Genomic DNA, 17,524 nt, shown 5'->3' with positions numbered 1-17,524 from the left:
AGGGTTAGGCAGAAAGGGTAAATTCAACTATCTCATCAATGTTGGCCATGGTAGTACCCGCCTTCATCTTACTACGGAACACGGTTTTATCGCTAGGCTCGTCATAGATGACCTTCATCACGTTCTCATCCTCTGGCAGGTCATTGCCCAAAATGAAGTTTGAGGCATCTCCGGCAAACATCCTGTTGGTTCCGTTCAATCCCCTAACACCTACCAAAGTGGCGTTGAATTCCTCAATTGGGTAGACGTTCTTTTTGTTGGCTGGGTCAAAGTGGTAAAGATTGGCTGCCTTCAATGCGCTGATATACTTTTTGAAAGTGTCAATCCCTACATAGACCACAAACCTGTCGGATTCTTGAACATCAACAGGTGCCTCTGTGATCATATCCTCGACCAATCCCAAAACATTCGCCTTGGTCAATGTGGTCGCTGTAGATGTGTTACCGTCAATAGGGCTTCCCGCATCGATTTTCTTGATGAAACCGTCGAACAACTGATAGGAACCAGTTGAAACGTCTCCCTGCCAGTAGGTCATGGCCAAGGTCTTGCCTATAGAAGACACCTTTTGGTCGATATAGATTTCTTCAAATTCCTTTGGTTGGTCGCCTTCTGTATGGCTTCCTGCCATCAACACAGTATTTGGGAATTTATCCTGTAGGTCGTCGCTACAAATCTCCTCTTGGAAGACCAAAGGGGTAACTGCAAGAATAACTTCAGTTATAGGGGTAGTTCCAGAGGAAGCTGGACAGGTTCCTTTTTGAAGGGTTGCCTCCCCACCGATATGGGGAACGGAAACAGACCCTTTAACGTTGGTCATTACCCTAGAGAATAGGGCTGTATTGTCGCCCATGAAAAGGGCTTTGGTCAAGGGCTTGGCCTCACGGCCTATATAATCGTTGAATGATGATACGTTATAACTCATTTTTATCTTAAGTAATTAGCTGTTTTTGTTTTTTGTTGTACCTGTTCGGTAATTTCAATATCGGCGGTCCCGATAAGTTTTTTCAAAGCCACTATCTCGGCCTCTTGGTCTGCAAGTTTTTTACCGTAGAGGGCTTCGACTTTCTCCATGAGGGCATCAATTTGACTTGGTGCCTCTTCACCTTCTTTTTCTTTGATGAATCTGATAATACCGTCGGAATCTGTCAATACCTTGCGGCCATCCTCCAACTCATATTCCCCAGCTTGGACCGTAACAGGGTCTTCGCCTTCTTCAGGTTTATAGTGCAGTTGTGTTCCCAGTTCAAATGCTTCTTCGACAATTGAGAACTCCCATTTTGAGACTTCGGCAATCTGGGCCTCGGCAACAATTTCTTCCTCGGTCACGGGTTCTTTGATCTCGATAAGCTCCCCCGCTTCGAATATGTAGGTTTCACCTTCGGACATTACAAACTCTCCGCTTGCAGGGCTACCGTCAATCTCGCCTTTGCTTCCAACTTCTGGTTTATCACTATCGGCTAGGTCAGGGAAATTGATTTCGACGCCTGCCACGTCTTGGATTACCAAAGCGACTATTTGGGCATCTGTTTTTATGTTCAGTTTTTTGGCAATGGCTGCCAGTGTATCTGTTATGGTCATATTGTTTTTTACTGTTTTTTCGGTTTCGTAGAAGGCCACCGCCTTTAGTGGGGCCGTTTCCTCGTGTGCAAAACCCAATTCAATGGCCTCCTTTGAGGAAAGGAAGATTTCGGATTCCAAAAGGTTCCTTATAGTGTTCTTGTCTAGTTCCAGATAGATGCTGTAGAAGTCCACAAAGCTCTTTTCAATCTCCTTTAGCTGTTTGCTGTACGCTTCAAGTACCGAACTTCCACCGCTCACTTTATCGGCAAATGGCATATGGGCCATTAATACCTTCTCACCTTCTTTTACAATCCGCCTGTCACCAGCCATGAAAATTGAAGCTGCTATCGAATAGGCTTTCTCTGCAAATGTGGTAATGGGAAGACCAAGGTTTCTGAGGTATGAATAAATACTTTGGCCTTGGTCAACGTTCCCGCCTGGGCTGTTGATCAAAACCTCTACCTCATCGGCTTCCTTGTAGGACTTAAACTGGCGGATGACATCCAATAGGGTCGTATCATGCCCGATAACTCCAGAGATGTAAATGGTTGCTTTGTTCATTCTAAAAAGGAAGGGGGCAGGAAAATTATGGGAAAACCTACCCCCAACTACATAGGAAAGGGTTGCATAGTTATATGCGGAAAAATGGGAAGGAATGGGTAATAAGTTACTTTTTGAAAAGTACCCTCACAACCGAAATAAACCACCCCAACCCTATCAAGACAAAGGGAACGGTGAAAAACCAATGGTTTACATAGACACCCAAGAATAAAATGGCAATTGCTATATAATACTGTTTGCTTGTGGTCATAGGTCCAGTTTTTGGTTGATTTGGATAAGCTTTTTGGACAATGTCTTGCGGGACTTTATACCTATGACATCGGAAAACTCTTGTACGATTTCCTCCAATGACATCCCCCGCCAATGTTTGAGACGGTAAATCAATTGTTCCACTGGGTCAAGTTTCTTCCACCGTGCAACGGGGTCCATATCCTGTTCCGTAGTTTCGGGACGGTCAAGCCTATAAGATTCATCCCCAACGGCCAAATAGTTCCTTTGCTCCTCTACCCAGTGCAAGGCCTTGTAAAAGAGTGAGGGATAGCAAAAGGAGAATAAAGTGGTCCCTCTTGTGGGGTCAAAGCGTTTTTCACATTCGCAAGACTCAATGAAAAGCTCCTGCTCTATGTCTTCCCTGTAGGTCTTGGGGAACTTTGCGGCAATTTTTTTGATTAGGTCGGTCATTGTTTAGTGATAGTTAGATTTGGTAAGCTGTTGTAGTTCGAAACAGGTTTCTTCCTCAATATCGGTTATGGTCTTCATGGCCTCCATGGGGAAGTAAACTATATCTCCCCAACTTGATGACTGGAACCAAGGATAGGACAGAGTTTTGTGACCATGGGTAATTGTTACTTCTTTTTGAAGTTCGGATAGCCATTGGCCATAAATGGTGCACCCACATTCATCCGTGAAAAACAGGAAGATCTTTACATTGTGCTTTTCGGAAAGCTGCACATAATGGTCGAAATCGTTTTTATCAAAGCCCGTGTCAGGGTAATGCTCGCGGGCGCATTTCGTCTTCACCTCGCAAAAAATATAATCCTCACCTTTCTTGGTTGCTATGAGGTCGATGTCATGTGGACATTTGGTGTCCGTGCTGAATACGGCGTAACCATGTTCGCTCTCAAGCCATTCTTTGCAAAGCTTTTCTCCTATGGTTCCTTTCTTTAGTGTGTTGGTCTGCGTGTAGTCAATCATTTTATTTTTGGTTAGTTAGTAATTTGGCATCGACCCCAATCACCAAATCTGATGATCTTATCAGGTCTATTATTTTCAGTCTTTGTTCGGTAGGGATGGGTCTGATGGGGAGTGGTATGTTCAGCCTTCTTTTAAGTGGTAGCCTTTTTGGGAACTTGGCCAATATATAGAACCAGTCATCCCAATTCGAAAGGTCGAGGGGTTCACTATCCATTATGCCGCTAGAAGTGTTTGGTTTTCCACGATTTGGCCCCAGTACCGTTTAATGGTTCTTATATTTTTTCCGCTTACTTCTGCCATTTGTTTTTGGGTCGGGCCTTCCATAGTTATATAAAGTTGTTGAAGGTCTTGAAGTGTTTTGTTGCCCTTGGCCTTCTGCCTTAACTCTAGGAGTATCGACCTCCTTTCCGAAACGGTCAAATCATAATCAGGGTTCCACAGTGTATTGATCTTGGTGGTCATAGGCTCTATTTCGCCAAAAGGTATCTGCATTACCTCTGTCAATAAATGGGTTTTGTGTACATGCCACTCAGCGGGCAAGTAAAGTGCATAACAAGACATTAGGTGGGATAGGTAGTCATCCAGTTCATTTAAAGTAATATCAGGGTTAAGGTATCGGAGCTGTAGGCCCGTCCGCTTCAACATGGGAAGTATATGGTAATAGCCCTTCTGATGTTTGGGAACCTTGACCTGCATAACTTCAAAACTGCCTTTAATCAAGGGTTCGCCGTTGAACTGGTGGTACAGTCGTGAAGTAACTTCCTCCAAGTTATCCATACGGAAGGGAAGGGAACCGTAATTTATCACCGTCTTCCTTTGCTTGTGGATAGTAACCTTTACAGGTAGGACACCAACCCCATCGAACGCCGCGGCCCAGTTCACTCTTAAGTCGGATGACAGGTTTTCTATCCTAACGGTCTCCTTACCTGCATAGAAGCCCTTAATACGCTCGCCAATCTCTTCAACTACCATCTCATGTGATTTGATCCTTTTCCTATGGTTCCTACGATGATCCCTATACTTTTCTGAGACTTCCCTTAGTTTCGCCTGCAAGACGATTTCTTCTTCTGGGCTAAGCACCCACCACTTTTCCATGTTAAATATTAGTTAATTTTTTTTGTGTTTACAAATATAATCACTATGTATAACCAATCCAAATTGGTTATTTCCTATAGTAATCATGAGTTTAATCTATGGGAGCTATAGTTTTGATAGAAGTTTTCTATATCATCAAGTGGGATGCAGGTGGCGGAGCCAGAGACCATCCAACCCAATCACGGCAAACGGCTCTGCGTCCGAGTAAGCAATGGCTATACCCTTTTTTAGTTCATTGTTTTGTCCCCCTCCTGGTCGTTCCACAGTGTCCTTTCCGCCTGACGGCTCCAAGTCCCCAATTCCACTGGGAGGGGTCGCTGCCTTCACTGCACTTCATTCCCACTTCGCTCCGCTCCGTTCCCATTCCGTTCCGTTCGTCTGCTTGGCCAATGGTAGAATAGGGTATAAAGAGAGAGACCGGACCTTGAAAAAAGTGGTGGAATAAAACTGATCAACGCCCATTCCGTTCCGCTTCGTTGCGTTTCGCCTAACGGCTGCACTTCACTCCGTTCCACTCCATTTTGGGCGTTTTCCACCAAAAACACCACAAAACAGTAACAAACACGCTTTCAACACAATACAAAATTGCGCAGGGTGACATTAAGTGCTATATATATACATATCGCCCAACCATGCCCCCACCCCGACCCCATTTTTTTACGGGAATCCGTAATAGTGGTATTATGGGATTGAGTATCTTGGAGGTAAACTAAAACAGAAGAAAATGGATCAAGTCTTTAAAAAGAAAAAGCTAACATTAAAACAAGGTGATACTATATATATTGGTTTAGTGTCATCCAAAATTCTAGCAAGTGTAAAAGCTGTAGTAGATGACAATGTGGTAATTGAAATTGTTGACTATGATAATAACGGATATCGTGTCGGCACAGGTAAAGAACTTAAAATATTTGGTTATTCCAACTACGATATATTAAAATTGCCTCCACAAACAAACCCAATATGGAATACGTAAGCGTAATACAGCGTCCTGAACAATCAATTTACCCCGACACGGTCAAGACAGCCACCCGAAAAAGAAACCTCCCCAAAAACGCTGTAATTCGTTATCTTTAGGTCACCGACAAACTATACTTTTATGTGCTTCTCGACCTCCCTTAGAAAGAAGCCCGAAGAGTTGGAAAAAAGATTTGGGGCCGAAGTTCAAGATCAAATTGAGTTCACCCCCTACCACCACCTCAACGGCTTTACCCATGGCAACCTTTACATCATCCCCATGGATTCCCCTGACGAGATCCTGCCAGCAATGTGGGGCTATGTCCCTCCTTTCGGTATGGATGACCCAGACGGCTTCCTAAAGCAGTACAACACGTTGAACGCCCGGAGCGAAACGGTTTTCACCTCCAACACCTTCAAACATTCCATCCACGACAAACGGTGCCTTATCATAGCGGATGGCCTCTTCGAGCCGCATTTCCATAACAACATATCCTATCCATACTTTTGCCATTACTTTGACGATGCCCTGTTCGCCTTTGCCGGGATCTATTCTGAACTTGACGAAGACCTTTATAGCTGCACCATATTGACTATGCCGGCCAATGAACAATTTGAGTTCATACACAACCAGAAGAAAAGGCAACCGTTGGTATTGGACGAGCATTGGGAAAATGATTGGCTTTCGCCCGACCTCCACGAGCTGGGGATAAAGGAACTTATGAAAGTGGGCTTTACCACAAAAGAAATAGAAGCCTATCCAGTTTCACGGGATCTTTACAAGCGGGGAATAGACACCAACAACAGTATTGCCATTGACAGGGTGGACTATCCAGAGTTACAGACCCTTTTCTAAGTTATCAACAGCCATTTATGGATATTGGATTATTTCCTAATTTTGGGATTAATTCCAACTCCATGTACGCACTAATAGACTGCAATAACTTTTACGCCTCATGTGTATAATCGGGAAATCAAATAATACATAAAAGTAAAACAAATTGTACACAAAAAACTAAAGACAGCCCTTTCGGACTGCCCTTAGAGAGGCAAACTTCCATGGCAAAAAGGAAGGTTTTAATGGTGTTTAAAATAGGTTTAAACCCCCTTATACTGTATATAGGCCAAAGTAAAGTATGGTGGCCTGTTCTCGTGGGGTTGGTTCCCACCTTTATTGTTTGTTGAAATAGAGTGGCTATGGGAACCTGATGATGCAGTGACAAATTGCCTATAGCCCTCATCATTGCCCTCTGTGTCCTTGGTCAATGATGGCCCAGAACCTACGCCTTGCCCATCCTCCCTTAGTTGGAATCCATGCGTGTGCGCACCAGCAGCATTGGTACTTCCCGGATGGTTGTGCTGCGGCATTTGGGCCTCGGTCAAGACTACATTCTTTGCGCCGCCTGTCTTACCCAATGCATCATAATCGGAATCCCCTGCATCATATCCAACTATGAACCTTCCCGAAAGGTTTGGCGTTCCGTTGGCACCGTTGCACAAGGCCCATCCATCTGGTATGGAACCTATGGTGCCTGCCCACATCACTATGGCCCCCACTGGTGTTATGGCGTTCTGAATCTCAATCAATGGCTTTATGCGCTTCAGGTCAGCCCAATCGGTCACAGATTCACCTGTATTGCCAAAACTGGCCGTTCTGGTGAAATAAGCGTCCTTTTCATCCCCTTGACCATCCACCGGGTTGATGTCCTCCAAGTAGCTTGCGGTATCGACCTGTTCCGTGATATGCACCTCTGCGCCCAACGGCCCACCTGTGAACCTGACGACCTCGCCTCTAAGAACCATCCAGCCATCGGACACATTTCCGCCTACCAGTTCGCATCCCTTTAGGATGAAGTTTTCGCCTCCAATCGAGGACAATTGTGCGATTTCGCCGATGATGGATTGTATCATCATCAAAAATTCGTTGTCAGCAGGGAATCCCGCCCCTTGTGCTATATACTTATCCATAGGTAACTGTATGTGTTCTGTCAGGTAGTTTGTAAAAGTCAATAAGTGCGTTCAACCGTATCATTTCGGCATTGGAAAGACCAAGGCCCTGTGGGAGTACAACAGTAAAATCCACATCACTGACCAAAAGGCTGCTTCGGTCGTAGAACCTCACTGCACCATCTTCGCCCCTATCAGGGAAACGCACAGGCCTGTCATCGTTCCTGTCGTAGAAATAGACCGGAAAGGTATATTCACCGTCCTCGATGTAAATCCTTCGTTGTGTGCGGTCAAAAGCATCGTTCAGCACGTTCTCAATCGAAAACACCTGCGGGGTGTAGTTCAATTTGTAGAGCGTTGAGGCCCTGTACTGCAAAAACCTGTTATAAAGTTCAATCACAGGTGCGTTCAATGCCATGAGCCAATGCAGCATCTTGGGCTTTCTGCGCCTGATCGGAACCAAAAGGCCGATCAATCTGTTGAAGTCGATATTGAAGATGCTTTCGTACATCAGGTGGTCACGGTTTTTGCAATGAAGTTGATGGTCAGGTTCGCATCGGATATGGTCATGTAACCGCTTTCCGCGATCACAAAACTTTCAATGGGCTGCCAATTAATTACCACACCAAAGCTTGATTCCGCTGATTTGATGATGGCCTCCCTTTCCGAACAGCCTTCAAGGCCCTGTAGGATGTCCTCCAATTCGCTCACACTGAACTCCCCGTTAAATGGCAGGTTCTTCAGATAGTTCCTGATGGCGGACTGCACAGGAGTGTTATCGGTTCCGTCAATCCTTGCACCGGATTCGGTAAGTACCAAGGGATCATAATAAAAGTCCACTGTCAAACGAAGGTCATCAGGTTGGTCGCTCTGTATGACAACCTTTGTCCCGGCTGTCTTGATCGTTCTGTAATAACTTTCCAATGATGTCAATTGGTCATCGTTCAATGGTTCAAGTTCACCATCACCGTTCTCTGTGGCCATCTTGATGAACAGGATGGTTCTTGAATTCACCTCCCTTTCTATGACAGCTGCACGCTTGACCACCTTGGAATCGGCTATCTCCTGTTCGGTATAGCCATCATCCAAATACTCGGCGATGTAACCGTTTTTGACCAATGGATGGCCATAACGGAATTCCAAAGCCTTTTCCCTGTACCAGTACTCATTGAACGCTTTCTGTGTCCGTATCTTTTCGTCCACTTCGCTGACGAACAGCTGGAAGAACTGATAAAGCACATAATGCACCACAGCGACCACATAGGCCCATAGATTGAACAAAGCCGTTTTGCTCGTGCTGTCCGCTTCGTCCAAACTACTGTATTTGGCCTTTTCCGCCAAAATTTGCTGCTTTATCTCATCTATGGTAGGTATTTCCATCGCTTTGCTGTTATCGGCGTTTAAATCGCCTTAAAATTGATTTTAATGATTTGCCCATGGCGCAGGCAATGGCCCTGAAATATGTCTTCCAAGACCCATTGTGGTGCTTTTGCACTACATTGTAGTAGAGCATCGATACAAAGTACATGAATGCTGCGATGCTCACCATGATGCTAAAGAAGGCCGGGGCAGTTGCCGCCCAGATAAGTGTTACGATAAAAGATTTGGTCATTGAGGCTTCCATTACTTGGTGAATTTTTCAATATATGAGTTGAAGAGTTTACCTAAATTATTGGCTACCAAGCCAAAAATGCCACCTCCCCAAACCAAGAAAAAGCCTATGCCCAAGAACCAAGCCCTAGTACTTTCTATCTTGATGGTCTCCATACTTTCCACCAAAAGGCTTTTGGCAGGAAGGTAAACTGCAATGATGAACATTAAGGCCCCCAATGCCCGGAATCCAATGATCCATCGCCATTCCCCATTGGATTTGTCTGATGGTTTCTGAAAAGGTTTTTTGATTTCTTGTGTCATTGTACTTTTTTTAGTTAAAGATTATTGTTGGTGAATCACCTGATATAGTAGGAGAACCTGCCCCGTCTATGTTCAATGTCGGGGTAGCATCACCGGTTGTAGTCAAGTTTATGATGCTATTGCTGGCCCCAAAGTCGCCCACGAGCCATCCCACAGAATTGGTCAGGCTCGTGCCGGAATAGTTCAGCTGGACATCCGTAATGTTCAAATTGGTCATATTCGCACCCTGTGAATAAATCAATCCATGGAAAAGGCTGGCCGATCCACCTGAAATGTTCACTGTATAATCATGGAAATCTATGTTTCCGACCGTCCCGGTGCTATTTGTGGTTCTGATGGCAGCTTGGTGTGCGCCCCAATCATTGGATGAAGGGTCATAGGTCATCGTACCGTAACCAATGTCAATCTGGTCAACCGGGGCATAATAGGTAAGCATCTGGATACCACAATTGTAAAAATCGTTCCCGGATGCCATGATGTCCTCCAAATAACCTGTATAGGTGGAAGTACCTGAACCCAACCGAAGCCCTGCATAGTTTTCGACTTTGGTCATGCTGAATTCATTATCGGTTATCGTGACACCGATCGCTTCCGTTATACTAAGCATATGGTAGTGATAATCCTGTCCGGGCCTTGCCTTGAATACATTGTTGTGTACAACGATGTTCCTGACCTTCGCGGACGGTGTCCTGAAAATGTCCACATTGGAACCCATTTGCTGGGCATCATTGAAAAGGGAATTGTCAATTTCCTCAAAAGTGCTGTTCTGGATGGTCAAATTGCTAATATTGGCCTTGATGTTCCTCCGGGTATTGTTATAGAAATACTCATTCTCTATGAGCCATGTTCCATTAGGGTTAACAGCCTCCGTTCCTCCTATGGCATACCAAGCTTCGGCATCGTCACCTATCACATTGTAAACTATATTGTTCCGGTGGATTATGGAGAATGTTGAAGTGTCCGACATCGTTCCATTTCCAATCGAATACCACCATCCTTTGGATACTCCTGCCGGGGAATTGTTATAGTTACCATCACCTTGGGCCACAATATCATGCACGTTGTTTCCATCAAAGAGTATATCCTGAACCCCACCGCCAGTTACATCAAAGTTGTCAAAATCCATATAGAAGGCCACGCACCTGATGGTGACCGGGGAATACCAATCATAGACATTGTTGTTGATAAAGTGAATCTTGTTCTGGCCATTGAACCTGAAGGCCCTGCCATAAACGTCACCGCCGGAAAAATTGCCATTGGAGAATATCACGTTGATATTGTCGAATGTCATCACATACCCCGTTGACACTGTCGTCATAGGAAAGTTTGAGGTAGAGGTCACGATCATTTCCGAACCGTTCCAGTCAAAGTCTATTTCGCCAGTTCTTGTATAGGTGGAAGGGCTGTTCTTGACATAGACCGATGATGGTTCCCCAATACCGTACCTGAAGTAATTTATAAGGGTATTGATGGGTATGTCATCAGCAACTAAACCGTTGCCAACGGCACCAAAAGCCTGCGGACTTACACGGGATTCTTCATTAACGGTGGCAAAGGTAGTGGATGGCAAAAACTTCTGGGTGAAGTCATCGGCCACGCACATGCCGTTCAAATCAATGTTGGAACCCGAAAACAGACCACCACCCGAATTTGTATAAATCAAATTGGCCGGAATTGTCTGCCCGGTCAGGTCAATGGAATTGGTCAGGTTGAAAGTATCTCCGGGAGAAAGGGCCAAAAGCTGTGAAATGTTTGCCACATCGATCGGTGACGGATCGGGACTGCATGATGATACAACCGCATCATCATCCACTATGGTAACCGTTTCCTCATCGTTTACACCGATAGTGTAGGCTTCGTCATCACCTATGGTTATGGTCACCGTCTGGTTGATCGCATCAACATCATTTATAGGGGTCACCATCAAGGATGCACATTGGGAACCGTCAGGAATGGTGATGGTTCCTAAAAGGGCCACAAAGTTGACGCCCGGCGAACCTGTGCCGCTCACCAAATAGCTGATCGTTATTCCTGCGCCCGTAGTGTTAACCGCATCCAGACAGAAATCAATTTGGCCGCTTGACAGATCGAATTCGTAGGCCGTTGCCGTCACCAACGTCAAATCCACTTCGGGAAGCGAAGAACAGGGCGCACAGCTGCCCCCGCAATCAACCCCCGTTTCGTCACCATTTTGGATGCCATCACTACAAGTTGGCGAAGCCGGGGCATTTACAATCCGCATCCTGTTCAGGTCGATGGTCTCTTGGGCCATGGCCATCATTGGAATCAAACAAAATAGGGTAAAAAGGCCTTTCATTATTCCTTCTGCTTTATGGTTAATTTGTAGTCCAGAACCTCATTCCCGGTAGCACTTGCAAATGGTCGTTGACACCAAACACTAACCGTGATGTTGGTCGCACTTGCCCCTGTAGTGAATTCACCGGATAGTTCAACTATTGATGTGGACGAAAGTGCGTTGTTCTCAAAGATCGTTGTTCCATCACTGACCCTGAATCGTCCACTTGCACCCAATCCATTGTGCTTGTAGACAAGAACAAATTCATAAACGGTACTCGAAGTTACCGGAATGGCCACATGCTCCGCACGGTTGTATCCGCTATTCGATGTGGAAGTAACACGAACCATATAATCCCCTTCGTAGCCATCATCCAAGAATACACTCGAAAGACTGGCCACTTGTGGGGTGATAAGATTTCCTGTAGTTCCATCGACCTCGTTAAGTTCATCTGGCGGGAAAGCGGCGGCATTGTCCGTTATCAGTTCAGGGTTGGCATTGGATTCCAATGGAGGAGGCAAAAGACCGCTTCCAATACCCGCCTGTTGCTGGGCCAAAAGCTGCAAATCCGCCAATGATTGCCCGAAAGCCACGGAAGTGAACAGGAATGTTATGTACAGCAGTATCCTCATCATTTAGCCAATAGGAATTTTTTCACTTCAACGCCACTGAACCAGATTATCAAATACATATCAGTGTTGGCGGCAAAGGTGGCCCCAGCTTCATAGGTCGAATTTCCATCGACGGATGGAAGACTTGGGGCGTTTATAAGGATTCTGGCATACCCCCCTGTTTTTCTTTTTGCGGCATCAGTGGTATATGCGGTAGCGGCATTGGCAACGGACATATCTCCATAGTAGATGCCATCCAACGGTATATCGGATGCCCCGGTTCCTGCATTGGCAGGCGGCAGGTTTGCCCTAAAGCCCTTGTACCCCGATGGAAGTGTGGCGGGTGATGGTTCATTATCAAAATCATTGTAATAGACACCGTCGATTTTCTCCCATCCTGTAGGCGGGCCAGTCGCTGAACTAACCTTTTCGACCAGTTCATTTGATACGGCCAAAGTGGTCGGATACTTTGTGTTATCAGGAGTAACAAGGTTTGTCGCCTTATTGCTCAAAAGTTCCCGCAATGATATTCCAGAAATTTCAAAGGCCCAGCTGTCCAAATCATACGGATTGCTGACCGTTAGGTTGTCAAGTTTCTCCTTATCGGCAGCTGGTAAAAGTCCAGGATCGGAAGTAGTGGCCAATGGAAGAACCGCATCGGTTCCGGTGTCGCTCTCCACAGTCCGGGTCAATGGGTCATAGGTAAGGTTGGTAACCCCTCCACCAGCAACATTTCCCCACCTATGGACTTCTTGTCCATGGGTCAATGCCGTGATCAATAACGATATTAGAATGATGTACTTTTTCATCTTAGTTGGCTATATAGGTTGCGGTTAAACGTATGTCACCGTTGGAAAACGTAAGGTTCGATTGTGTGGTGTCGTTTGATCCATCATAAGCGGACTGGAGGCCTAAGGTTATGTAGGATGTATTATCGGTCATGATCCCATGAACGGAATAGAAATTGACATCAATATCCCCGACAAGGATGTCGCCGATTACGTTATAACCATCCGATGTATATGGGAGGTTACCTATCCTAGTGGATGATGTTGCGGTTCCGGTGATATTGGTCAGCCACATGTTGACTGTCACAATATCACCAGACCGTGTATAGTTGGCGTCATAAACAGTATAGGAAAAGGTATCCCCGCCGGAACCTGTCAATGTTGGGACAAATGGAGTGGAAGGAACATTGATAGGGACTTCCGGGACATTAAAATCCAGCTTTCCGGTGGTATCATTGTAAGTCACCGTGATGTTGTTCTCCGTGTTCCCGGATATCATGGCCCCGACCAAGTCTTGCAGGTATTCTGTACTCAATACAAAATCGATGGTTTTATCAGAAGTTTGGTAGGTCACCGAAATACCCGTTTCAGTGTTCCCGTTGACCATGAGAGAAACAATATCCTTGACCTGATCGCTGGTTAGCTGTGTATTGGTATCTGTTGCATTGATGACATAAGGGCTTGCGGCAGTTCCAAGACCCGTAATATTGACATTGGAACCTGCATTGACCTTGGTCTCCGAACCGTCAGCAATGGTATCGTCATCACCATCGTCAAGCCCGGCAGGAATTCCCGAAAGGCTTGAAAAGACACCGTCAAAGTCATCCGTGGAATCCACATCCAGATTGACAGGCTTTCCGGTAATATTGGCCCAGCTACCATCGAAGTCATCCGTGGCATCGGTATCCAAATTGGGATAAAGTGCATTGAGCCATGCCAATGCACGGGCATCGTTGTGATATTGAGTGTGGTCATCATCGAGCAACCCGGTGAGCAGTCCATGGTCGGTGACCCCGGAACCACCGCCCGAAATGACCCCGTCAGTAGCAAATTCATATCTCTTATATCCGTCAGGGGCTGGAAGCAAATCCAAGGCCGCATTGGTTCCGAACGCAACTTGTGCAGGCCCGGTCAAGGGGCTGTCCACGTCCAATAAAATGACCCTTGTGCTGTCCACACTGAACTCGGAACCCGAAAGGTTCAATCCGTTCCCTGCGGTATAGATGCCGCCTCCGCCTGCGTTCCGTGGAATCCATCCATTTCCGTCCGACCAATTGATGACCTCGATGCCCAAATCGATGTCGGTGGCCGTATAGACATAATTGGTATTGCTCACATCGATCAACGCTATTTCCGCACTGGTCTTCTTTCCGTGCCTTTGATATTGGAAAGAGGCTTGGCCCATGGCCAAGAAAGAGGTCAACATCAAGACCGCTAATACTGCAATTCTTTTCATTGTTTCGTTTTTTTGTTCTCTTTTGAATCCAATTGGAAGGACGTGAGCCATATCCCGCTCTTGGTGCGGACTTCAAGGTCACCATCCTTGTTCATTTCCCCTTTTAGGGCAGTTTCGTCCAGTTCCTTTATGCGTCCGCTCAATTCCTCATAGTCATCAAGGGCGTTGTCATCGGTCTGGGACAGTTCCTTCCTGAAATGGGCAACGGCCCAAACCAATGCCGCCAAAAGCAGCACATCGCCAAGGTCTATTGTGAAAAAGTTTTCCATTATGGGTATGATGTAAAAAGGTTCATATCAAGTATATCGTCCGGGGCCTGTGCATCCGGTAGGTCACGTTTGGCCTCAAAGTGTACCCACTCCCCACCTTTGTACCTTCCATCGCCACGACCCTGCACTTCCTCCCCGGTCTGTGGGAACAGTTCGGTGTTCCCGGCAATCTTGAAAAGCCTATAGCCGTTCCATAGCCTATATTGGTTCGTTGGAAGGGTGGTCAAGATGTCGTTGATCGTATTGAGGGAAGCCTGAATATCGTCGATGATGTCCTGTAGCCCATCCACTTCGCCAATGGTGTGCGAATCCGGGTGGACATAGTTCTGAAGCGTGTCCAGTTTGTCCTTCAGGGCCGTGGTGAAATCTTCCTCGCTAAGCCCCTTTCCTACCACTTCATCCACCTTTGCATCCAAAATACTTTGAAGGTCTGTAATCTTGGATATGGGAAATTGGTCGGGTTCTTGGTAGAGGGATACGGTGTTAGTGGTCACGGTTCCATCCGATGCCTTTGTCTTGACCGTGAACTCGGTCTGTGTTGTGGAAATTTCGGTGATGACCTGACCGTCATCCTTATGCCAGAAGCTGGCTAAGATGTTGTTCCATTTGTTGACCATGACCGGGTCGGTGCAGGTCAAATAGCTAAGTAGTATGTTGAGTGCTGTTACCATCTATAAAAAACATTTACACAAATCACATGGGTCAACATTGTCCAGAATATCCTCCACATCTTGGTTGATTTCCGTGGCCGGGACAATCCCTTTTTTCTTGAAATAATCGGCCACCTCCGTATCCGCTCCATCGTATATGGGCAAGTCCAGAACGAACCCGGAAGGCAGTTCATCGGTCACCGAAAGACCATTATCAAAGGCCAATTGAACTACCGTGGCGATCGTTCCATATCCCTGTATGGCCAAGTCCAATAATGACTGGTTCTGTATGACAATTGCCCTATCCATTCGTTCTTAGCCTCATTCGTTCCTTTATTTCGTCATAATTCTTTCCGTCCCTTGCCAGCTGTAATTTTACACGCTGCTTCAGGTCGGCCTCGGTCGCATTGGAATGCACCATTCGGAAAAGGTCGGCACCAAGTACCGGGTCTTCCTTTAGTTCCCCTTGGGCCATTTCCAAAACGGCCTGCACCTCTTGGTCAAGGCTGTCACCAATGACAAAATCACCGTTCTGTATCAGAAGGTCGCCATCATCATCAAGTAAAAAGTCCTTGGCCATCGTTATTGTATTGTTCCTGTTGCCGTTCCGCCCCCGTTCTGAACACCTGTCACCTGAACCTGTCTTCCCACTACATATCCCTCGACCGCATCGGCGATCTTCTGGGCGATACGCTCCCTTGCCTCGGAAACGGTCACCTCTTTGTCGGCCTCGTCATCGAAGGCATCTTCTATCTTCTGTTTCAGTTGTTCCTTGGTATCCGGCATTCAAATCACTTTAAAATGGTATTTAACCGTTGTTTAATCAGGTTCACCGCCGCAACGTTTATCGTAGTTCCGTTGATGACCACTATCTTGTTCACTTCGTCAATGAAGTCGTTCAATACTTGGGTAAGGCTTTGATCCGCCCTTTTGATGATGAAGCCTTCTTCCTTCACCGTCATTTCCGATTCCCCGGAAACGACAAGCATTTCTTCCACGCTCTCCGCTTCGATCAGAAAGGTGAAGGCGGAATGGTTCCCTATGACCCCTAAAAGGCATTTACTTCCCTGTTTTGGCTTTTTATAGGTATTCCCCAATCCCAGCAACACATCATAATATTCAAGATCGTCAACGAGGCCCGTGGCCACCATTGTCCTTTTTTCCCAATCCACCGATTTCACGGTGGCCCAGACCATCTGCGGCTGTATTTCACTTTTCTGCTTTTCCTTCAGCAGCCTTACGAACTCATCAAATGCCCCCATTATGCCACTTTATCACCCAATTCATTCGTCCTTCTGTACTGTGGTGAATCATCGAACACCACTTTTGTCCGCTCCACATAATAGGTTCCCTCCCTGTCCGGGTAGATGAAGCTTTTCACGGTCACCTTGTCCCCATGTTGGATGTATGGTATCCCGAACGTTGTGATGTTGCCATCAAAACCGTCCACTTTGTATTTTTTCAAATCCTCATTGGCCAATTTTTCCAATTCGGCACGCACCTCGATGCCATAATAGGTCAGCTGGCGTTCATCCCCGTCATCATCGCCCACTGAAACCTCTATCTTCTGGCCGTTGGTCAGTGTACTCACCGCATTGATGCGAATCCTGACATCTTCCCGCCTTTTGTAGTTCAGGGCATTGTTGACCACGTTCTTTTCGAGGTGCAACAGTATCGGGTCTCTTTCGGAATCATCGGAATATATCTTCCCGCACACCAAGGTCTTTCCCTTCATATAGCTGTGCAGGCTGTAATTGTCCTTCAGGAACTCCAACACTTTTCCCATGTTTGTCTTTGCGAACCGAACCGCTCCGATCTCCACTTCAAGGGCATCCACTTCGTAGTCCGGCAACAGCTTTTCAAAAAGGCCCTTCAATGTGGTCTTCTGGAAGCTTGCATTGACGGGTCTTCGGATGACCATCCGCATTTCGTCCTCACATTCAATCTTGATGGGGATGTCGGCGGAAACCTTACTGATATACCCTTGGAACTCCATTTGGTATTCCCCGTTGTACCCCAGCTCTATGGTCACCGGGTCGTCTTTCCTGAATATCTCCGACACCTTCTGCTTGTCAAAGTCCCGGACATTCCGGGCCAATGTGATCGCGGCGATGTCCGTCAGGGTCTTCCAGCTGCTTTCCACCGTTACTGAAGTGGGCTTTTTTATGACAATTGCCTGCTTCCGAATTTCAGTGGCAGGGAACGTTATCCGTGCTATCATCGCTAGAA

At 46.3% G+C, this 17,524-nt stretch carries 26 protein-coding genes; 2 read left to right on the top strand and 24 right to left on the bottom strand.

Annotated elements, in window-relative coordinates; all coding sequences use genetic code 11:
- Nucleotides 1-4: 4 nt before the first annotated feature.
- The 8 genes from LKX84_RS04740 to LKX84_RS04705 form a co-directional block, all read right to left on the bottom strand.
- Complete coding sequence (locus tag LKX84_RS04740; protein WP_228235963.1) at nt 5-922, bottom strand: hypothetical protein; 918 nt, start codon at nt 920-922, stop codon at nt 5-7.
- 2 nt (nt 923-924) lie between these two features.
- Nucleotides 925-2,121: a Clp protease ClpP gene (locus LKX84_RS04735; RefSeq protein WP_228235962.1), complete on the bottom strand. Its 1,197-nt coding sequence runs from the start codon at nt 2,119-2,121 to the stop codon at nt 925-927.
- A gap of 106 nt (nt 2,122-2,227) precedes the next feature.
- Nucleotides 2,228-2,371 (bottom strand): hypothetical protein, encoded by a 144-nt coding sequence (locus tag LKX84_RS04730; RefSeq protein WP_228235961.1) that lies wholly within the window; start codon nt 2,369-2,371, stop codon nt 2,228-2,230.
- Nucleotides 2,368-2,802 (bottom strand): hypothetical protein, encoded by a 435-nt coding sequence (locus tag LKX84_RS04725; protein WP_228235960.1) that lies wholly within the window; start codon nt 2,800-2,802, stop codon nt 2,368-2,370. Before LKX84_RS04725 ends, LKX84_RS04730 begins: the two co-directional genes overlap by 4 nt.
- Before the next feature lie 3 nt (nt 2,803-2,805).
- The gene (locus tag LKX84_RS04720; RefSeq protein ID WP_228235959.1) at nt 2,806-3,315 is read right to left on the bottom strand and encodes a YraN family protein; all 510 of its coding nucleotides are present in this window, start codon (nt 3,313-3,315) and stop codon (nt 2,806-2,808) included.
- Between the two features lie 213 nt (nt 3,316-3,528).
- A complete protein-coding gene (locus LKX84_RS04715; protein WP_228235958.1) occupies nt 3,529-4,410 on the bottom strand; it encodes a hypothetical protein in 882 nt (293 codons plus the stop codon).
- A gap of 135 nt (nt 4,411-4,545) precedes the next feature.
- Nucleotides 4,546-4,737 carry a hypothetical protein gene (locus LKX84_RS04710; protein WP_228235957.1) on the bottom strand — a complete coding sequence of 64 codons (192 nt, stop codon included), beginning with the start codon at nt 4,735-4,737 and terminating at the stop codon, nt 4,546-4,548.
- Nucleotides 4,734-4,955, bottom strand: a complete 222-nt coding sequence (locus tag LKX84_RS04705) for a hypothetical protein (protein WP_228235956.1) — start codon at nt 4,953-4,955, stop codon at nt 4,734-4,736. Before LKX84_RS04705 ends, LKX84_RS04710 begins: the two co-directional genes overlap by 4 nt.
- Before the next feature lie 179 nt (nt 4,956-5,134).
- Between LKX84_RS04705 and LKX84_RS04700 the strand changes: the two genes are divergently transcribed.
- Together LKX84_RS04700 and LKX84_RS04695 are read left to right on the top strand one after the other, a co-directional pair.
- Nucleotides 5,135-5,383 carry a hypothetical protein gene (locus tag LKX84_RS04700; protein ID WP_228235955.1) on the top strand — a complete coding sequence of 83 codons (249 nt, stop codon included), beginning with the start codon at nt 5,135-5,137 and terminating at the stop codon, nt 5,381-5,383.
- Between the two features lie 123 nt (nt 5,384-5,506).
- Nucleotides 5,507-6,220, top strand: coding sequence for an SOS response-associated peptidase (locus LKX84_RS04695; RefSeq protein ID WP_228235954.1), 714 nt, complete (start codon nt 5,507-5,509; stop codon nt 6,218-6,220).
- Between the two features lie 242 nt (nt 6,221-6,462).
- Here the strand turns inward: LKX84_RS04695 and LKX84_RS04690 are convergent, their stop codons facing one another.
- The 16 genes from LKX84_RS04690 to LKX84_RS04615 are packed head-to-tail and all read right to left on the bottom strand — an operon-like array spanning nt 6,463 to nt 17,516.
- Nucleotides 6,463-7,332 carry a phage baseplate protein gene (locus LKX84_RS04690; RefSeq protein ID WP_228235953.1) on the bottom strand — a complete coding sequence of 290 codons (870 nt, stop codon included), beginning with the start codon at nt 7,330-7,332 and terminating at the stop codon, nt 6,463-6,465.
- On the bottom strand, nt 7,325-7,822 hold the full coding sequence (locus LKX84_RS04685) for a hypothetical protein (RefSeq protein WP_228235952.1): 498 nt from the start codon (nt 7,820-7,822) through the stop codon (nt 7,325-7,327). Before LKX84_RS04685 ends, LKX84_RS04690 begins: the two co-directional genes overlap by 8 nt.
- Entirely contained in the window at nt 7,822-8,691 is an 870-nt protein-coding gene (locus tag LKX84_RS04680) for a hypothetical protein (RefSeq protein ID WP_228235951.1), read from the bottom strand. The genes LKX84_RS04685 and LKX84_RS04680 overlap by 1 nt, the downstream gene beginning before the upstream one ends.
- A 10-nt stretch (nt 8,692-8,701) precedes the next feature.
- Entirely contained in the window at nt 8,702-8,935 is a 234-nt protein-coding gene (locus LKX84_RS04675; RefSeq protein WP_228235950.1) for a hypothetical protein, read from the bottom strand.
- Entirely contained in the window at nt 8,935-9,225 is a 291-nt protein-coding gene (locus LKX84_RS04670; RefSeq protein ID WP_228235949.1) for a hypothetical protein, read from the bottom strand. The genes LKX84_RS04675 and LKX84_RS04670 overlap by 1 nt, the downstream gene beginning before the upstream one ends.
- A gap of 10 nt (nt 9,226-9,235) precedes the next feature.
- Entirely contained in the window at nt 9,236-11,542 is a 2,307-nt protein-coding gene (locus LKX84_RS04665) for a hypothetical protein (RefSeq protein ID WP_228235948.1), read from the bottom strand.
- Nucleotides 11,542-12,156, bottom strand: coding sequence for a hypothetical protein (locus LKX84_RS04660; RefSeq protein WP_228235947.1), 615 nt, complete (start codon nt 12,154-12,156; stop codon nt 11,542-11,544). Before LKX84_RS04660 ends, LKX84_RS04665 begins: the two co-directional genes overlap by 1 nt.
- Nucleotides 12,153-12,941: a hypothetical protein gene (locus LKX84_RS04655; protein WP_228235946.1), complete on the bottom strand. Its 789-nt coding sequence runs from the start codon at nt 12,939-12,941 to the stop codon at nt 12,153-12,155. The genes LKX84_RS04660 and LKX84_RS04655 overlap by 4 nt, the downstream gene beginning before the upstream one ends.
- A 1-nt stretch (nt 12,942) precedes the next feature.
- Nucleotides 12,943-14,376, bottom strand: a complete 1,434-nt coding sequence (locus LKX84_RS04650) for a hypothetical protein (RefSeq protein ID WP_228235945.1) — start codon at nt 14,374-14,376, stop codon at nt 12,943-12,945.
- Complete coding sequence (locus tag LKX84_RS04645) at nt 14,373-14,645, bottom strand: hypothetical protein (protein WP_228235944.1); 273 nt, start codon at nt 14,643-14,645, stop codon at nt 14,373-14,375. Before LKX84_RS04645 ends, LKX84_RS04650 begins: the two co-directional genes overlap by 4 nt.
- On the bottom strand, nt 14,645-15,316 hold the full coding sequence (locus tag LKX84_RS04640; RefSeq protein WP_228235943.1) for a hypothetical protein: 672 nt from the start codon (nt 15,314-15,316) through the stop codon (nt 14,645-14,647). The genes LKX84_RS04645 and LKX84_RS04640 overlap by 1 nt, the downstream gene beginning before the upstream one ends.
- Nucleotides 15,317-15,604, bottom strand: a complete 288-nt coding sequence (locus LKX84_RS04635; protein WP_228235942.1) for a hypothetical protein — start codon at nt 15,602-15,604, stop codon at nt 15,317-15,319.
- Nucleotides 15,597-15,875 carry a hypothetical protein gene (locus LKX84_RS04630; protein WP_228235941.1) on the bottom strand — a complete coding sequence of 93 codons (279 nt, stop codon included), beginning with the start codon at nt 15,873-15,875 and terminating at the stop codon, nt 15,597-15,599. The genes LKX84_RS04635 and LKX84_RS04630 overlap by 8 nt, the downstream gene beginning before the upstream one ends.
- 2 nt (nt 15,876-15,877) lie before the next feature.
- Nucleotides 15,878-16,081 carry a hypothetical protein gene (locus LKX84_RS04625; RefSeq protein ID WP_228235940.1) on the bottom strand — a complete coding sequence of 68 codons (204 nt, stop codon included), beginning with the start codon at nt 16,079-16,081 and terminating at the stop codon, nt 15,878-15,880.
- 5 nt (nt 16,082-16,086) lie between these two features.
- Nucleotides 16,087-16,557, bottom strand: a complete 471-nt coding sequence (locus LKX84_RS04620; protein ID WP_228235939.1) for a hypothetical protein — start codon at nt 16,555-16,557, stop codon at nt 16,087-16,089.
- Nucleotides 16,557-17,516 (bottom strand): hypothetical protein, encoded by a 960-nt coding sequence (locus LKX84_RS04615; protein WP_228235938.1) that lies wholly within the window; start codon nt 17,514-17,516, stop codon nt 16,557-16,559. The genes LKX84_RS04620 and LKX84_RS04615 overlap by 1 nt, the downstream gene beginning before the upstream one ends.
- Between the last annotated feature and the right edge of the window lie 8 nt (nt 17,517-17,524).

The organism is Allomuricauda sp. M10, from assembly GCF_020782875.1.
Classification (GTDB): Bacteria; Bacteroidota; Bacteroidia; order Flavobacteriales; family Flavobacteriaceae; genus Flagellimonas.
This window is presented reverse-complemented; position numbering and strand designations above follow the sequence as displayed.

What these genes read in the sequence shown, in the direction of transcription:
- LKX84_RS04740 (WP_228235963.1), bottom strand. Translation starts at nt 922, where the DNA reads ATGAGTTATAACGTATCATCATTCAACGATTATATAGGCCGTGAGGCC.
- LKX84_RS04735 (WP_228235962.1), bottom strand. Translation starts at nt 2,121, where the DNA reads ATGAACAAAGCAACCATTTACATCTCTGGAGTTATCGGGCATGATACG.
- LKX84_RS04730 (WP_228235961.1), bottom strand. Translation starts at nt 2,371, where the DNA reads ATGACCACAAGCAAACAGTATTATATAGCAATTGCCATTTTATTCTTG.
- LKX84_RS04725 (WP_228235960.1), bottom strand. Translation starts at nt 2,802, where the DNA reads ATGACCGACCTAATCAAAAAAATTGCCGCAAAGTTCCCCAAGACCTAC.
- LKX84_RS04720 (WP_228235959.1), bottom strand. Translation starts at nt 3,315, where the DNA reads ATGATTGACTACACGCAGACCAACACACTAAAGAAAGGAACCATAGGA.
- LKX84_RS04715 (WP_228235958.1), bottom strand. Translation starts at nt 4,410, where the DNA reads ATGGAAAAGTGGTGGGTGCTTAGCCCAGAAGAAGAAATCGTCTTGCAG.
- LKX84_RS04700 (WP_228235955.1), top strand. Translation starts at nt 5,135, where the DNA reads ATGGATCAAGTCTTTAAAAAGAAAAAGCTAACATTAAAACAAGGTGAT.
- LKX84_RS04695 (WP_228235954.1), top strand. Translation starts at nt 5,507, where the DNA reads ATGTGCTTCTCGACCTCCCTTAGAAAGAAGCCCGAAGAGTTGGAAAAA.
- LKX84_RS04690 (WP_228235953.1), bottom strand. Translation starts at nt 7,332, where the DNA reads ATGGATAAGTATATAGCACAAGGGGCGGGATTCCCTGCTGACAACGAA.
- LKX84_RS04685 (WP_228235952.1), bottom strand. Translation starts at nt 7,822, where the DNA reads ATGTACGAAAGCATCTTCAATATCGACTTCAACAGATTGATCGGCCTT.
- LKX84_RS04680 (WP_228235951.1), bottom strand. Translation starts at nt 8,691, where the DNA reads ATGGAAATACCTACCATAGATGAGATAAAGCAGCAAATTTTGGCGGAA.
- LKX84_RS04675 (WP_228235950.1), bottom strand. Translation starts at nt 8,935, where the DNA reads ATGGAAGCCTCAATGACCAAATCTTTTATCGTAACACTTATCTGGGCG.
- LKX84_RS04670 (WP_228235949.1), bottom strand. Translation starts at nt 9,225, where the DNA reads ATGACACAAGAAATCAAAAAACCTTTTCAGAAACCATCAGACAAATCC.
- LKX84_RS04665 (WP_228235948.1), bottom strand. Translation starts at nt 11,542, where the DNA reads ATGAAAGGCCTTTTTACCCTATTTTGTTTGATTCCAATGATGGCCATG.
- LKX84_RS04660 (WP_228235947.1), bottom strand. Translation starts at nt 12,156, where the DNA reads ATGATGAGGATACTGCTGTACATAACATTCCTGTTCACTTCCGTGGCT.
- LKX84_RS04655 (WP_228235946.1), bottom strand. Translation starts at nt 12,941, where the DNA reads ATGAAAAAGTACATCATTCTAATATCGTTATTGATCACGGCATTGACC.
- LKX84_RS04650 (WP_228235945.1), bottom strand. Translation starts at nt 14,376, where the DNA reads ATGAAAAGAATTGCAGTATTAGCGGTCTTGATGTTGACCTCTTTCTTG.
- LKX84_RS04645 (WP_228235944.1), bottom strand. Translation starts at nt 14,645, where the DNA reads ATGGAAAACTTTTTCACAATAGACCTTGGCGATGTGCTGCTTTTGGCG.
- LKX84_RS04640 (WP_228235943.1), bottom strand. Translation starts at nt 15,316, where the DNA reads ATGGTAACAGCACTCAACATACTACTTAGCTATTTGACCTGCACCGAC.
- LKX84_RS04635 (WP_228235942.1), bottom strand. Translation starts at nt 15,604, where the DNA reads ATGGATAGGGCAATTGTCATACAGAACCAGTCATTATTGGACTTGGCC.
- LKX84_RS04630 (WP_228235941.1), bottom strand. Translation starts at nt 15,875, where the DNA reads ATGGCCAAGGACTTTTTACTTGATGATGATGGCGACCTTCTGATACAG.
- LKX84_RS04625 (WP_228235940.1), bottom strand. Translation starts at nt 16,081, where the DNA reads ATGCCGGATACCAAGGAACAACTGAAACAGAAGATAGAAGATGCCTTC.
- LKX84_RS04620 (WP_228235939.1), bottom strand. Translation starts at nt 16,557, where the DNA reads ATGGGGGCATTTGATGAGTTCGTAAGGCTGCTGAAGGAAAAGCAGAAA.
- LKX84_RS04615 (WP_228235938.1), bottom strand. Translation starts at nt 17,516, where the DNA reads ATGATAGCACGGATAACGTTCCCTGCCACTGAAATTCGGAAGCAGGCA.